The organism is Lactobacillus sp. UMNPBX15, assembly GCF_002553785.1.
GTDB classification, from domain to species: Bacteria; Bacillota; Bacilli; order Lactobacillales; family Lactobacillaceae; genus Lactobacillus; species Lactobacillus crispatus.
In genome coordinates this window covers 1-15,865 of the sequence record NZ_PCYV01000031.1, presented here as the reverse complement: position 1 = coordinate 15,865, position 15,865 = coordinate 1, and the positions used below count along the sequence as shown (strand labels likewise).

The window sequence follows — 15,865 nt, the reverse complement described above, 5'->3', positions numbered from 1 at the left end:
TAGATCAGTTTTTTAATCCTTAACAGGGTGTTCAATAAAGACACCTGGATTTTCATCACTCATAATAGTCATGCCGGCTTGCAAATCTTCGATTTCAGAAACTACGAAACCTTTTCTTTGTAACTTATCAACAATCGTTCTCATGGTAATATCTGAGACACCAGCGGGGAGAGTAAAGAGTGTTCTTCTAACAAAATTACCTTCGAGTTCGCCAGCAGCTGCATCAAGTGTCATTACACTAGACATATTAGTGTGCTTAGACACAATCTTGGACATCTTGATCAAGTTACCACGTGTATTGTCAGATAAAACGGTCAAAACGTATGAACCATTTTTAACATCCCACGCATCTGACAACATATCAAGCATTCTTGAGTGAGTAAGAATACCATAAAAATGATTATCTTCATCAAGGACAGCAATATAAGGCAAGTCCTTAATGTTGAAAAATACCTTGAAGAATGGTGAATTGACCTTAATTGTCTTAGTGGCATTCTTAAGTAAGTAAGTTACTGGTAGATTCATATCGCCACCTTGTGACTTATGACGGTAGATATGCATCTTATAAATGTTACCACGGAAAATAGTACCAGTATCGTCAACGATTGGCACACATCTGTAGCCTGAATCTTCTAAAACTTTTAAAGCTTCTGCTAATGTGGCTTTTTCATTAACTGTTGTTAAATAATCTTTTTTAATAACTAAAGATTTAATAAGCATGAGTTCGCCTCCGAAAGTGAGAAATGTTTCAAGTAATTATAGCATAGTTGATGAGTTAATTAAATATTAATTAAAGTTCATCTGAAGTAACAACTATATTTTAACAATAGTTAGACAAATAAAAAAGCATCTCTAAAAAAGAGATGCCTTTAGATGAAACAAGTTTTAGATTATTGACGAACCTTAACGCCAGTTTCCTTAAATGCCTTGTCCATAACCTTCTTCAATTGATCTGCAGAAGCAGTCATCAATTCTTGTTCCTTGTCACTTAATGGCATTTCAATGATTTGTTCAAGACCCTTACGGCCAACAACTGCAGGAGTACCAATGTGAATGTCATGTAAGCCATATTGACCGTCCATAGGAACTGAAAGTGGAAGTACACGGTGTTCATCGTTCAAGATAGCCTTAGCGATCATTGCTGAAGCAGTACCGATTCCGTAGAAAGTAGCACCCTTCTTGTTAATGATGTCGTAAGCCATGTCAGCAACTTCCTTGTGGATGTCTTCAAGCTTAGATTCATCCATACCGTGAGCCTTAACCCAGTCACTAACCTTTACGCCACCAACATTGTTGTAGCTCCATGCTGGGAATTCAGTATCACCGTGTTCACCAAGCATGTAAGCATTAACTGAACGTGGGTCAACATGTTCCATTTCACCGATAACCTTTTGAAGACGACCAGTATCAAGTGAAGTACCTGAACCGATAACACGATCCTTAGGGAAACCTGACATTTTCCAAGTTGCGTGGGTTAAAATATCAACTGGGTTAGCAACAACTAAGAAAATACCTTCAAAGCCTGATTCAACAACTGGTTCAACGATTGATGATAAAATCTTCAAGTTCTTGTTAACAAGGTCAAGACGAGTTTCGCCTGGCTTTTGTGGAGCACCAGCAGTGATAACTACTAAGTCTGCATCCTTACAGTCAGGGTAGTCAGCTGCATAGATATTCTTTGGTGAAGTCCAAGGGGTAGCATCAGCTAAGTCAATTGCGTCACCTTCAACGTGTTCCTTAGCGATATCAATAATACCCAATTCTTCGGCGATACCTTGTTGTACCATTGAGAATGCGAAGGTTGAACCTACAGCACCATCACCAACAAGAATAACTTTACGAGGTCTTTCATCTCTTGGCATAAATAAAAATCTCCTTTTTTATTAGTGATATTTTTAACAAAATGAATTATACCATGATAGCAAGCATTAATAAAATTATTATTTCCTAATTGTGCTATTATATGTAAGATTGTGTGCATAGTGAGGAGTAAAAATAATGAAGATAATTGCAGGTTTAGGTAATCCAGGACAAAAATATGATAAAACAAAGCATAATACTGGTTTCATGACAATGGATCATTATTTGAATGAAAAGGGTTTGTCACTGGATAAAGATAAATTTGAAGGTCATTGGACTAAGCAAAAAATAAATGGTGAAGATGTAATTTTGCTTGAGCCGCAAACCTTTATGAATGAATCAGGTCGTTCAGTTAGTCAAGTGGCTAACTTCTTTAAGGTTGATCCAGCAGATGTGCTAATTATTCAAGATGATATGGATATGCCAATTGGTAAAATTAGAATTAGAGCTAATGGCAAATCTGGTGGACATAATGGAATTAAAAGCATCATTCGAGATTTAGGGACGGAAAAGTTTAATCGTTTGAAGATTGGTATTCGTCATCCGAAAAATACAACGGTTGTTTCATGGGTTTTGACACCATTTAATGATGAACAACAAAAATTGATGGATGATGCATTTGCGACAAGTGTAGATATTATTGACGACTTTATCAGCGGACATGGTAGTCAATATTTAATGAATAAATATAATTAAAATGCGTTTAACAGAGATTTTAGATAAAGATCAAGATTTAAATAATTTTATTTCAAAAACAAAACAAGTAAAAAATTCACTAATCACTGGCGCCAATGCCGGTGCTTTTAGTCTATTGCTAAAACAGATAACGACTAAATTAGCAGCTCCACTTATTTTAATTGAAGAAAACGAAAGTAAAGCACAAAACTTATATGGTGAACTCAGTGCCATTATGGCAGATGAAACTGTGCAAATTTTTCCAGTAGATGCTACAATTGCAACGCAAACGGCAGTTAGTTCGCCTGATGAACTGAGCAGCCGAATTCAGGCACTTAATTTTTTGTTAAGTGGTAAGGCAGGAATAGTGGTAACAACGCCGCAGGGGCTGCAATACAAACTGACCAATCCAACTGATTTTGCGCAGGCAAAGCGGAGTTTTGAGCCAGGTCAAGAATATGAACTAAAAGAACTCAATGAATGGTTGCTTGCTTCAGGGTATCAGCGTGATTCTTTGGTAGTACGGCCAGGCGAATTCGCCATCCGTGGTGATATTTTAGATGTTTATCCACTAGATCGAGAAAATCCCGTGCGAATCGAATTCTTTGGTGACGAAATAGATACAATTAAGGAATTCGATTTAGCTAGTCAACGGAGTCAAAAAGAGTTAGACAAAGTAGAAGTTGCAGCAGCTCAAGATCGAGTTTTTACTAAGGATGCAATTGCGGCAGCGGCTAAGAAAATTGAACAAGATATGGCCAATGCACCAGCTCCCGCTAAAGCTGTCAAGGACCACTTTGCGGCAGTTCTTGATGAATTAAACGATGGCGGTTTACCTAAAAACTATGCTTTCTTAATTGACTATTTGCTTGAAATTTCTAGTAGTTTACTCGAATATTTGCCTAAAAATGGGCAGATTTTATTTGACGATTTGCCTTTAATTAATCAAGCGGTTGAAACAGTTGATAAGCAAAACGCTGCTTTTATTAATGATGAACTAAAAACTGGTGCAATGTTGCCAGGGCAAAGCTTGCGGTCAGATTATACAAAGATTCTGAGCAAAGATAAGCACCATCGTATTTATTTCTCATTGTTTCAACGAAGCATGGGACGACTGCGCTTAGGCCAGATGCTCAATTGGTCAACACGTGAGCCAGAACAATTCTTTAGTCAAATGCCGCTGATTAAGTCAGAATTAGAATCTTATCAAAAGGCGGGGCAAACCGTCATTTTACAGGCTGATAATGAAAAAAGAGCACAGCAAATTGATCAAACAATGGTTGATTTTGGCTTAAATTTACCAATTGTTGGTGCAGACGAAATTGTTGAACAGCGGACACAAATTGTAGTTGATGGCTTTGTTAGTGGCTTTAGTTTACCAACAGTTAAATTGGTATATCTAACGGAGCGTGAACTATTTAATAAGCGCCCACAACGTAAAAAAAGAATTAAGACACTGGAGAATGCCCAGCGTTTGCGCAATTATACTGAACTGAAGCCAGGGGATTATGTTGTTCATGTTAACCACGGGATCGGTCGGTTTGAAGGAATCAAGACTTTAGAAAATAATGGTACCAAGCGTGACTATATTACGATTACCTACCAGCATGGTGATCAGCTTTTTGTACCAGCAGATCAATTAAGCTTAGTACAAAAATACGTTGGTTCAGAAGGTAAGACACCACATATTAATAAGCTAGGTGGTAGTGAGTGGGCTAAAACCAAGCGTAAGGTTCAATCTAAAGTTGAAGACATTGCGGATGATTTGATTGAACTTTATGCCAAACGTGAATCAGAAAAAGGCTTTGCTTTTTCACCTGATGATGATCTACAAAAACAATTTGAAGATGCCTTTCCTTATCCAGAAACACCTGATCAATTGCGATCGGTTAAAGAAATTAAGCAAGATATGGAAAGCTCGAAGCCAATGGACCGTCTTTTAGTAGGGGATGTTGGTTTTGGAAAAACTGAGGTAGCCTTACGAGCAGCTTTTAAGGCAATTCAGGATAATAAACAAGTAGCCTTTTTAGTACCCACCACTATTTTGGCGCAACAACACTATGAGACGATTCAAGATCGCTTCAAAGATTTCCCAGTCAATACTGCTATGCTATCTCGTTTTCAAACGCTAGTTGAATCAAAGGAAATTATTGAAGGGCTAAAAAATGGCAAGATAGATTTGGTTGTTGGGACTCACCGTATTTTGTCTCAAGATGTAAAATTCAAGAATCTAGGATTGTTAATTGTTGACGAGGAGCAGCGGTTTGGCGTTAAGCACAAGGAAAAGTTAAAGCAGTTGAAGGCAAATATTGATGTTTTGACATTAACAGCTACGCCAATACCGCGAACGCTTCATATGTCAATGGTAGGTGTGCGTGATCTCTCAGTAATGGAAACGCCACCTCAAAACAGATACCCTATTCAAACTTATGTGATGGAACAAATTCCTAGTGTAGTAAGGGATGCATGCTTGCGTGAAATGCAACGTGATGGACAGGTCTTTTATTTACATAATCGGATTAGTGATATCGATGAAACTGTCGAAAAACTGCAGGAATTGATGCCACAGGCGCGAATTGCAGCTGCCCATGGTCGAATGAGTCAGAATCAGTTGGAAGATATTCTTTATCGCTTCCTGAATCGCGAGTTTGATATCTTGGTTACGACTACGATTATTGAAACAGGAATTGATATGCCCAATGTCAATACAATGATCATTGAAGATGCTGACCACTATGGTCTAAGTCAGTTGTATCAATTGCGGGGTAGAATTGGCCGTAGTGCTCGTTTGGCTTATGCTTACTTCTTGTATAAGCCAAATAAAGTTTTAACTGAGGTTGGTGAAAAACGGCTTGATGCGATCCGTGACTTCACTGAACTGGGTTCTGGTTTCAAAATAGCAATGCGTGACTTATCAATTCGTGGTGCTGGAAATATGCTGGGTGCACAACAGCATGGCTTTATTGATAGCGTTGGTTATGATTTGTACTCACAAATGCTGGCTGATGCAATTCAAGACCGTAAGGGGAAGACAACAGTCAAAAAGTCAAACGCAGAAATCGACCTTGGACTTGAGGCTTATATTCCAGATTCGTATATCGGTGATCAAGAAGAAAAAATTGAATTTTACAAAAAGATTAAAGCCGTCTCAAGTCAGGAAGAATTAGGTAAAATTGAAGATGAATTAATCGATCGTTTTGGTGACTATCCAACGGCCGTCGAGAATTTATTAGCTGTTGCCGGTCTAAAGGTTGATGCTGACATGGCTCAAGTGCTCAATGTGGTTAAAACTGACGATAAGATTAAAGTGGAATTTACGAACGCAGCTTCACGCGAACTTGAGGGACCTAATATTTTTAAGGCATTGGAGCATGTAAGCTTAAAGGCTCGCATTAGTATGAATCAAGAAAAAAGAATGGTTGTCTTACTATTGTTGCCGGATAAAATGAAGAATCGTGTTTTATTCAATGAACTGGCAACCTTTTTACAGGCAGCAAGCGACATTGTACAAAGGTAACTGTAGGAGAAAAATATGAGGATTGATAAATTTTTAAAAGTTTCACGATTAGTTAAGAGAAGAACCGTAGCTAAAGAAATGGCTGATCAAGGTAGAATCAAAGTCAATGGTCGAGTTGTAAAATCAAGCTACGATGTAAAAATTGATGATATTATTGAAGTAGGTTACGGCGCCAAAACCATCAAGGCTAAGGTGTTAAATATTCGCGAGACCACGAAAAAAGCAGAAGCAAGTGAACTGTACGAGCTAGTTGATTAATGACTTTTGATTAAATCGTTGTTATACTTGACTTAGTATAGTTATTTAGTAATTAGGGGATTAAACAATGAATCATGGTCCACGTATATATAATTCGTTGAGTCCAGAAGAGCAGAGGGCGCGTCTTAGACGTAAACAGGCTAAACTAGAGAAAGAAACACACCGCAAGCGGTTGAACGTAATTATGGCAGTTTTTGCTATCATTTTCGTTGCTTTAGGTGTACAGATTGCAATCAAGATTTCTCAAACTGGACGACTGAATAATCAAGTACAAGCTGAAAAACAGACTTTAACTAAAGTAAAAAATAAGAGAAATGACTTAGAAACTGAAAAGCAGGATTTGAAGGATCCAAATTATGTTGCTAAGCTGATTCGTTATAAATTCTATTATTCTAAATCAAATGAGAAGATTTATAACGTGCATGAAAGAAATGATGATAACTAATGGAAAAGTATCAAGCTGGTAATCGGGTGACTGGTGTAATTAATAACATTACTGACTTGGGCATCTTTGTTACTTTACCTAATCGGCATTCTGGTTTGGTTCATCATAGTGACTTTGGCAATAATTGGCTACGCGAACGTCGTCGTTATCATGTTGGCGATGAAGTGCGCGTGGTTGTGGTGCACATCCATAAAGGGAGATTTAATTTATCGATCACTCGAGTGAATGATCCGGAATTAGTTGACCATGATAATCAATTTTCTAAGACAAAGCCAGCTGATTTTGATCAAGTCCTGAATCAAACAACGCGGGATGCTAAAGAAGAAATTGAAAAGCTAAAGCAAGTATTAACTGAGAATTAAGGGATGGTCCGAAAGGGCCATTTTTTGTTAGAAAAATAATGAAAATTAATGATTTTTTTGAACAACATCAGATTGACTTAAAGGATAAAAGACTATTAGTAGCCGCAAGTGCGGGACCGGATTCCATGGCTTTACTAGATATGCTAGTTAATTTGCAAAAACAACTAAGTTTTACTGTTTTTGCGGCACATTTTGATCATCAATTGCGTGCGGATAGCTCATATGAAGTAGAAGTTTTGCAAAATTATTGTGCTCAAAAGAAGATTTGCCTGTTTAATGGCAAGTGGGATAAACATGATCAGCCCCAAACGGGAATTGAGGCAGCGGCGCGAGAGGCACGATATCATTTTTTGACTAATGTTGCTCATAGCGAGCGAATGAACTATTTATTAACTGCGCATCATGGTGATGATTTGCTAGAAAATATTTTGCTCAAATTTATTCGCTCGGGAAATCCTGAAGAGATGAATAGTTTGCAAGATATCGGCTCTATGCATGGCGTTGTTTTGCTTAGACCACTATTAGCCTATAGTAAGCAAGAATTACTCGAATATGATCAAGAGCGTGAAATTGACTATGTAATAGATTCAACTAATACGGAGGATGAGACTGTTCGAAATCGACTGCGTCATCATGTGGTGCCATTATTAAAAGAGGAGAATCCTAATTTAATTAGTAATGCACTGCGTTTTAGTGAAAAAATGAGTCAATTGACGGATTTGGCGGATGAGCAGTTGAATAGTATGAGAACGGTTGAGCCATTTTTGGGTGCTTGGCGAATTAAAACGGACAACTTAAATGATTTATCTACAGAAGAAAAAAATATTTTTTGGCAAAAGATAATCTGGCAAAAATATCATCGTCGGGTAAATGAGAATTTGGGCAATTTTGAGGTGATTGATTATCAAGGTTATAGTTATTTAGTTGAAAATAAGCCACAGAAAATTGTGCAGCCATTTAGTATCGAACTGAATCAGCAATTTGAATTCAACGGAGCTTATTATTTACTAACTACTGATAGGCAAGCTGATTTGAAAGAAATAGGAAGCTTTTGGCTGGAAAGGGATGCACATTTTACTGCGGGAAGTCTAGTACCTGCTAGCAAATTATTGTTGAAAAATGGTCAACGAGTTAAGGCGAAAAAGAAATTTGCAGAAAAGGCAATTCCCTTTGCCTTGCGCTCTTGCTGCATTACAATTTATGCTGAAAATGAACCTGTTTTTGTAGAAAAATGTTATCAAAAACAGGACTTTATCACAGATGGTAAACATTATTTCCTATACATTTATTAAGAAGTCTTCAAAATAGGTGAAAATGTTAGTGGTTGCAAGCTAATTTGTGATAGAATTTTAAACGTATAACTTAAAGACTTTGCGGAGGTTTTTTATGAAGAATAACCGGAATCGGCTGCTTTCAAACGGCCTTTTCTATATAGTTGTGTTCCTTCTGCTCCTATGGGGAATCAACTGGGCACTCGGAGGCTCTAACAATAGTGGTAGCTCAGAGAATATCAGTTACTCACAATTTGTTAAAGATTTGCGTCAAGGCAAAGTTAAAAACTTTAGTGTTCAACCTGCTAATGGTGTTTACACTGTTTCAGGTAGTTACAAGACTGCACAAACAACAAAGAATCAATCAAATAATAGTTTTGATTTCTTTAGTAATAATTCAAGTAGAAAAGTTTCGCGCTTCTCTACTACCATGTTACAGAATGATTCTACCGTTTCTAACGTGCAAAACTTGGCACAAAAAAGTAATGCTCGGATGACAACTCAAGGAGAATCACAATCTGGCAATTGGATTTCGACCATTGTCATGCTTGTGCCAACCGTTTTGTTTATCGTCATGCTTTGGATGATGATGAACCAAGGTGGCGCTGGACGTGGTGGTGGCGGCGGAATAATGAATTTCGGTCGTTCACACGTCAAGCCAGAAGATCCTTCTAAGAATAAGGTTCGTTTCTCTGACGTAGCCGGTGAAGAAGAAGAAAAACAAGAATTAGTCGAAGTAGTTGAATTTTTGAAAGATCCATCTAAGTACACTAAGTTGGGTGCAAGAATCCCATCTGGTGTTTTACTTGAGGGTCCTCCTGGTACTGGTAAGACTTTGCTTGCTCGTGCTGTAGCTGGTGAAGCTAACGTGCCATTTTATTCAATCTCAGGTTCAGACTTCGTTGAAATGTTTGTCGGTGTTGGTGCTAGTCGTGTACGTGACCTGTTTAACAATGCCAAGAAAAATGCACCAAGTATTATCTTTATCGATGAAATTGATGCCATTGGTCGTCGTCGTGGCAATGGCACCGGCGGTGGTAATGATGAACGTGAACAGACTTTGAACCAATTATTGGTTGAAATGGATGGTTTTGAAGGCGATGAAGGTGTTATTGTCATTGCTGCTACTAACCGTTCAGACGTCTTAGACCCAGCTTTGCTTCGTCCTGGTCGTTTTGACCGTAAGGTATTGGTAGGTCGTCCTGACGTTCGTGGTCGTGAAGCTATTTTAAAGGTTCACGCTAAGAACAAGCCGCTTGCACCTGATGTTGATTTGAAGGAAGTTGCCCGTCAAACTCCTGGCTTTGTAGGTGCAGATTTGGCTAACGTCTTGAATGAAGCCGCATTAGTTGCTGCTCGTCGTAATGGTACTGAGATTACTGCATCAGATATTGATGAAGCCGAAGACCGTGTGATTGCCGGTCCAGCTAAGAAGGATCGTTTGATTTCTGAAAAAGAAAGAAGACGTGTTGCTTTCCACGAAGCTGGTCACTCAATCTGTGGTTTGGTCTTAAGCGACTCACGTACTGTACGTAAAGTTACTATCGTACCTCGTGGCCGTGCTGGTGGTTATAACATCATGTTGCCTAAAGATGATCAATTCATTTTGACTAAAAAGCAATTATTTGAACAAATTGTTGGTTTGATGGGTGGTCGTGCAGGTGAAGAAGCAACCATTGGTGATAAGTCAACTGGTGCTTCTAACGACTTTGAACAAGCTACTCAAATTGCGCATAGCATGGTAGTTAACTATGGTATGACCGAATCCTTAGGTATGGTTGAGCTTGAAAAGGAAGGCGAAAGCAATCCTTACGGCTTTAAGCCATATAGTGAAGCAACTTCAGCTAAAATTGATGAAGCTGTAAAGAAGATTTTGGATGAAGCTCATGCTAAGGCCCTTGAGATCGTTAAGGACAACAAAGAAAAGCATAGAATCATTGCCGAAGCTTTGCTCAAGTATGAAACCTTGAATGAAAAGCAAATTATGGCCTTGTATAAGACCGGTAAAATGCCTGAAAAAGACGAAGATGAATATCCGAGTGAATCAAAGGCTTCAACTTATGAAGAAGCTAAGGCTGCTGCAGAGAAGCGCGAAGTTGAAAAGGCAGAAAAAAAGGATTCAGATCAAGCATTGGCTGATCAAGAAAAAGATACCTTGGAGACTCCATCTGAAAAGAATCATGAAGTTGAAGAAAATAATCCTGAGAATCCCGAAAAGGATCAATCAGAAAATGAAACTTCAACTCAAGATACTCCTGCAGATGATGAGCATAAAGACAATTAAATAAAAGTAGGGCCTGTCACAGGCTCTATTTTTTTAGAAAAGAAGGATAAAAATGAGTGATTATTTAGTAAAGTCAATTGATAAGACTAAAAACTTACGCTTGTTAACCATTACCGCTAAGGGTGTAGTGAGTGAAGCACAAAAGCGGCATGACTTGTGGTCAGCTTCAGCTGCTGTGCTTGGTCGTACTTTAGTAGGATCTCTTTTACTTGCTGGTGCAGAATTGACAGATAAGGAAGAATTGACAGTCCGTTTATTAGGCAATGGCCCTGTTGGTCCAACCATCGTGACAGCTACCTCCGATTTGAAGGTAAAGGGTTATGTTAAGAATCCACATATTGCTTTACCACCTAAGAAAAATGGTCATATTGATGTGAAAAAGGCTGTTGGACAAGGATGGTTTGAAGTAACTAAGGACCTTGGCTTGAAGGAACCATACACAGGTCAGGTACCAATTGTTTCTGGTGAAATTGCTGAAGATTTTGCTTACTATTTGACTAAGTCAGAACAAATTCCGTCAGCTGTTGGTTTGTCAGTATTTGTTAATCCAAATAATTCAATCGGTGAAGCTGGTGGCTTTATGTTGCAAGCACTTCCTGGTGCTAGTGATGCTTTGATCGATGAAACGATTAAGCGAATTGATGCATTGCCAGCACTCTCAACTTCATTTTTGGATGGAATGACACCAGAAGACTTAGCACGTAAAATCTTAGGAACCGATTGTAAGATTCTTGAAAAAGATGATGTAGCCTTTAACTGTGATTGTTCTAAAGAAAAGTATGCTGGTATTTTGGAAACTTTGAAGAGCGATCAATTGGAAGCAATGATTAATGAAGATCATGGTGCCGAACTTACTTGCAATTTCTGCGGTAACAAGTATCATTATTCAGAAGATGAATTGAAAGATATTTTAGCTAAAAAGAACAAAGATAAAGATTATTAAGGCAAATAAAGCCCTAAGGTTTTAACCAGCGGGGCTTTTTTGATATCATAATAGGGTAATTTTGAAAGGATGATTTGGTGAATAACAGCTGGAAAATTCGCGATATCACCATTCCAAACCGAGTTGTTGTTGCGCCGATGGCGGGAGTTTCAAACTCTGCATTCCGCGTTGTCTGTAAGGAATTCGGAGCGGGGCTGGTTGTCTGCGAAATGATTTCTGATCATGGGATCATTTATGGAAATAAAAAGACATTAAGTATGATGGATGTTGATCCGCGTGAACACCCAATGAGCATTCAAATCTTTGGCGGAAGCGAGGAAACTTTGCTTCAAGCTGCTCAATATATTGATCAACATACCGATGCGGATATTATTGATATTAATATGGGTTGTCCTGTACCTAAAGTAACAAAGACTGATGCAGGTTCGAAGTGGCTACTTGATTCAAACAAGATTTATCAGATGGTTCACGCAGTAGTGCAGAACGTTAAAAAGCCGGTTTCTGTTAAAATGAGAACAGGCTGGGATAAAAAGCATATTTTTGCTGTAGAAAATGCTTTAGCTGCTCAAGAAGCAGGCGCAAGCATGATTGCGATGCATGGTAGAACACGTAAACAAATGTATCAAGGTGAAGCTGACTGGGAAGTATTACATGATGTTGCCCAGGTGCTAGATGTGCCTTTTGTGGCTAATGGTGATATTAGAACACCCGAATTAGCTAAAAAAGCATTGGATGAGATCGGTTGTACTGCAATAATGGTCGGTCGTGCTGCCTTAGGTAATCCGTGGATTCTGAAGGATATGGTTCACTATCTTGAAACTGGTGAAAAATTACAACCGCAAACTGTTCGTGAGAAGGTTGAAACGGCCAAACACCAGTTACATGCACTCGTTAAGATTCACGGTGAAAAGCGTGCTGTACCAGAATTTCGACAACAAGCTGCATACTATTTAAAGGGAATTCCCCGTTCGGCCCGTACTCGTGCTAAAATAAATGAGGTCTGGACGCGTCAAGAAGTATATGACTTGCTCGATAATTTTGTTGATGAATATGAAAAAAGAGAAGAAGCTCGTGCTGCACGACGCGCGGTAATGAACAAATAATGGAGGAAAGATAAATTGGCAAAGAATGAAATGAACGACCAATTAATAGTCCGTCGCCAAAAGATGGAAGAATTACGTGAAAACGGAATTGAACCATTTGGCCGAAGAAAATTTGATCGTCAAGATTTGGCAAGTACTTTGGAAGAAAAGTATGGCAATGAAGATAAGGAAGAATTAAACGCTGATATGCCTAAGACCAAAATTGCAGGTCGTATGCTTGCAAAACGTGGTAAGGGGAAGGTTGGTTTTGCTGATCTTTATGACCGTACTGGTAAGATTCAAATTTATGTACGTAAGGATATTGTTGGCGAAGATAACTACAAGATCTTTAAGAAATCTGATATTGGTGATTTCTTAGGTATTGAGGGTGAAGTTATGAAGACTGATACTGGAGAGCTTACTATTAGAGCCCTTCACGTAACTTTCTTATCAAAGGCTCTTCGTCCATTACCAGATAAGTACCATGGTTTAAAGGACGTTGAGGCAATTTATCGTCAACGTTACCTTGATTTGATTACCAACCATGATAGTTACATGCGTTTTGTTCACCGTACCCAAATCATTCAAGCTATTCGTGACTACTTAAATGGTCAAAACTTCTTGGAGGTTGAAACTCCAGTACTTCACAACATTCCTGGTGGTGCTGAAGCCCGTCCATTTATTACTCACCACAACGCTTTGGATATTAACCTTTACATGAGAATTGCTTTGGAACTTCCACTTAAGCGTTTGATTGTTGGTGATATGGAACGTGTTTACGAAATCGGCCGTGTATTCAGAAACGAAGGTTTGGACACTCACCACAACCCAGAATTTACTGAACTTGAAAGTTACGCAGCATACTGGGACTACCATGATGTTATGGATGAAGCTGAAGGTATTATCCGTGCTGCAGCTAAGGTTGTTTCAGATGACGGTAAGATCACTTACCAAGGTACTGACATTGACTTAGGCAAGCCATTCCGTCGCGTTCACATGGTTGACTTGATCAAGGAAAAGACTGGCGTTGACTTCTGGAAGCCAATGACTCTTGAAGAAGCAACTAAGATTGCGGAAGACCACGACATCCACGTTGAAAAGTTCTGGAAAGTTGGTCATATTATTAATGCCTTCTTTGAAAAGTACTGTGAAGAAACTATTGTTGACCCAACCTTCGTTTATGGTCACCCAGTAGAAATTTCACCACTTGCTAAGAAGAATGCTGACGATCCAAGATTTACTGATCGTTTCGAAATTTACATCATGGGTGAAGAATACGGTAACGCCTTCTCAGAATTGAACGATCCTGACGACCAACGTGAACGTTTCGAAGCTCAAATGGAAGAACGTGAAGCAGGTAACGACGAAGCTGACATGATCGATGAAGATTACCTTCGTGCTATGGAATATGGTATGCCACCTACAGGTGGGTTGGGTATCGGTATTGACCGTTTGGTAATGCTTTTGACTGATGCTCCAGCTATTCGTGATGTTCTTTTGTTCCCAACCATGCGTCCAGAACGTGTTGAAAGCGTAGAAGCTGAAGTTAAGGCTGATATGGAAAAGAAGAATAAAGAAAACAAGTAATATCAAATTTTGATATAAAAATAAATCTCATATCTGTGTTTTGAAACATGGGTATGAGATTTTTTGTTTATTCAAGGACTGTTGACATAAAGGTGCTTTGGTTATAAACTGCAAATGATTTTATTTTTGGAGGGATAGATTTATGAAATTAAAAAAGATTGGATCTCTGTTTTTAGCGTTATTCTTTTTTAGTTTAGTGGCTATAGGATTAACTACTAATCAAGCAGTTAAAGCAGATGATGATGAAGATTATCATGCTTCATCTGAACAATTGATAAATAAATTTTTTAATGAGCGTGAATTGTTAAAAAACGGAGCTCGTGCAGAAATTTTAGATGATTCACAACCTGGGACTTGGTATGAACATACATTTATTATTTACAATGATCAATATCATGATTTTGATCATATGCCTTACGGTACTTATACAATTGCAAATGAAATGTATGTAAAGAATTGGAAAAAGCCAAGTGACCAAAACCTAAGATTGACTTTCTATTCGACTATTAATAATCCTAGAACGGATGCGGCAATTCGAGATAATATTCAAGGCTCCGTTGACATTCCGGCTGGTAAAGACAGCGGATATAGTTTCTGGGTTATTAAGGTTCGTTGTGATAAAGATGGATTAAAAGTTTTATCTCACAAAGATTATGATCACGATCCAGCTTCACCATATTCAGTAAAGCAAGTTAAGAATATTTTCTTAAAGAATTTAACTTTAAAGTCAGCTAAAAAGTCTGCTTTTGTAGGTAATAAACCTAAATTTAAATTTAGCAATATTTCTTTTGTTAATTCTAATATTATTAATGAAGGACGTGGTACTAATTGGAATCGTTCAATGCTTTCACATAAGGGCAAGCTTCCAGTTCACGATTATGATTTTAAAGCACATGTAAGAATCAATAATTTTAAGCCAAGTAAAAGGAACAGAAATTATGATCTAGTAGACAAAGATGGCGATACCATCGGTGAAATTCATGTGCCTAAGAATTCTAAGAGCGGTACCGGTAATATTAAGTTGGACTTAGAGCTGACCTTTGATAGTTACTATTTTGAAGCTAAGTAATTCAACTTTTTCTCAAAAAGTATTTGCAAAGAGAATAATCTTTGCTATAATACTTTTTGTATCGCGGAAGTAGTTCAGTGGTAGAACATCACCTTGCCATGGTGGGGGTCGCGGGTTCGAATCCCGTCTTCCGCTCCAAGATGAAGAGCTCACGAATGTGAGCTTTTTTTGTGCCTAAAATAAATTTATCTTTTTTGATAAAAAGGTCTTGCAAAGAAAAATGTATTTGCTATAATAATACCTGTTGTCGCGGAAGTAGTTCAGTGGTAGAACATCACCTTGCCATGGTGGGGGTCGCGGGTTCGAATCCCGTCTTCCGCTCCAAGACAAAAGCTCATCTTTGGATGAGCTTTTTATTTTTCCATATATGCAGTTTTAGATGTAAGAAAACTTTTTGAATTTTTTACAAAAAACTATTGCAATGTATCAGATACCTGCTATAATAATATCTGTTGTTGCGGAAGTAGTTCAGTGGTAGAACATCACCTTGCCATGGTGGGGGTCGCGGGTTC

Annotated in this window: 13 protein-coding genes and 2 tRNA genes; 13 read left to right on the top strand and 2 right to left on the bottom strand. The window is 38.3% G+C overall.

The annotated features are described in order from the left end of the window. Positions 1–12: 12 nt before the first annotated feature. Complete coding sequence (gene cbpA / locus CP366_RS08030) at positions 13–720, bottom strand: cyclic di-AMP binding protein CbpA (RefSeq protein WP_005721098.1); 708 nt, start codon at positions 718–720, stop codon at positions 13–15. Positions 721–890: 170 nt separating this feature from the next. Continuing rightward, positions 891–1,862, bottom strand: a complete 972-nt coding sequence (locus tag CP366_RS08025) for an L-lactate dehydrogenase (RefSeq protein WP_089146127.1) — start codon at positions 1,860–1,862, stop codon at positions 891–893. 136 nt (positions 1,863–1,998) lie between these two features. Here CP366_RS08025 and pth point away from each other — a divergent pair, with 136 nt between their 5' ends. The 13 genes from pth to CP366_RS07960 all read left to right on the top strand — a co-directional run bounded on the left by pth (position 1,999) and on the right by CP366_RS07960 (position 15,677). Next, complete coding sequence (pth, locus tag CP366_RS08020) at positions 1,999–2,556, top strand: aminoacyl-tRNA hydrolase (protein WP_023488504.1); 558 nt, start codon at positions 1,999–2,001, stop codon at positions 2,554–2,556. Between the two features lies 1 nt (position 2,557). Beyond that, the gene (gene mfd, locus CP366_RS08015) at positions 2,558–6,052 is read left to right on the top strand and encodes a transcription-repair coupling factor (RefSeq protein ID WP_089146128.1); all 3,495 of its coding nucleotides are present in this window, start codon (positions 2,558–2,560) and stop codon (positions 6,050–6,052) included. Between the two features lie 15 nt (positions 6,053–6,067). Beyond that, positions 6,068–6,310 (top strand): RNA-binding S4 domain-containing protein, encoded by a 243-nt coding sequence (locus tag CP366_RS08010; RefSeq protein WP_005721105.1) that lies wholly within the window; start codon positions 6,068–6,070, stop codon positions 6,308–6,310. Between the two features lie 67 nt (positions 6,311–6,377). Next, positions 6,378–6,755 carry a septum formation initiator family protein gene (locus CP366_RS08005; RefSeq protein WP_005721106.1) on the top strand — a complete coding sequence of 126 codons (378 nt, stop codon included), beginning with the start codon at positions 6,378–6,380 and terminating at the stop codon, positions 6,753–6,755. Further along, positions 6,755–7,117, top strand: coding sequence for a S1 RNA-binding domain-containing protein (locus CP366_RS08000; protein WP_005724146.1), 363 nt, complete (start codon positions 6,755–6,757; stop codon positions 7,115–7,117). Before CP366_RS08005 ends, CP366_RS08000 begins: the two co-directional genes overlap by 1 nt. Before the next feature lie 38 nt (positions 7,118–7,155). Next, positions 7,156–8,409, top strand: a complete 1,254-nt coding sequence (gene tilS / locus CP366_RS07995; RefSeq protein ID WP_005721110.1) for a tRNA lysidine(34) synthetase TilS — start codon at positions 7,156–7,158, stop codon at positions 8,407–8,409. 94 nt (positions 8,410–8,503) lie between these two features. After that, complete coding sequence (gene ftsH / locus CP366_RS07990) at positions 8,504–10,672, top strand: ATP-dependent zinc metalloprotease FtsH (RefSeq protein WP_005721112.1); 2,169 nt, start codon at positions 8,504–8,506, stop codon at positions 10,670–10,672. Between the two features lie 52 nt (positions 10,673–10,724). After that, positions 10,725–11,615 (top strand): Hsp33 family molecular chaperone HslO, encoded by an 891-nt coding sequence (hslO, locus tag CP366_RS07985; protein WP_013085805.1) that lies wholly within the window; start codon positions 10,725–10,727, stop codon positions 11,613–11,615. Between the two features lie 77 nt (positions 11,616–11,692). Beyond that, the gene (gene dusB, locus CP366_RS07980; protein ID WP_179210812.1) at positions 11,693–12,718 is read left to right on the top strand and encodes a tRNA dihydrouridine synthase DusB; all 1,026 of its coding nucleotides are present in this window, start codon (positions 11,693–11,695) and stop codon (positions 12,716–12,718) included. 15 nt (positions 12,719–12,733) lie between these two features. Beyond that, positions 12,734–14,284, top strand: a complete 1,551-nt coding sequence (lysS, locus tag CP366_RS07975) for a lysine--tRNA ligase (RefSeq protein WP_054832658.1) — start codon at positions 12,734–12,736, stop codon at positions 14,282–14,284. A gap of 142 nt (positions 14,285–14,426) precedes the next feature. After that, positions 14,427–15,353 (top strand): hypothetical protein, encoded by a 927-nt coding sequence (locus tag CP366_RS07970; protein WP_089146129.1) that lies wholly within the window; start codon positions 14,427–14,429, stop codon positions 15,351–15,353. A gap of 63 nt (positions 15,354–15,416) precedes the next feature. After that, positions 15,417–15,491 (top strand) — tRNA-Gly (locus CP366_RS07965). Between the two features lie 111 nt (positions 15,492–15,602). After that, positions 15,603–15,677, top strand: a tRNA-Gly gene (locus CP366_RS07960). Positions 15,678–15,865: the final 188 nt, after the last annotated feature.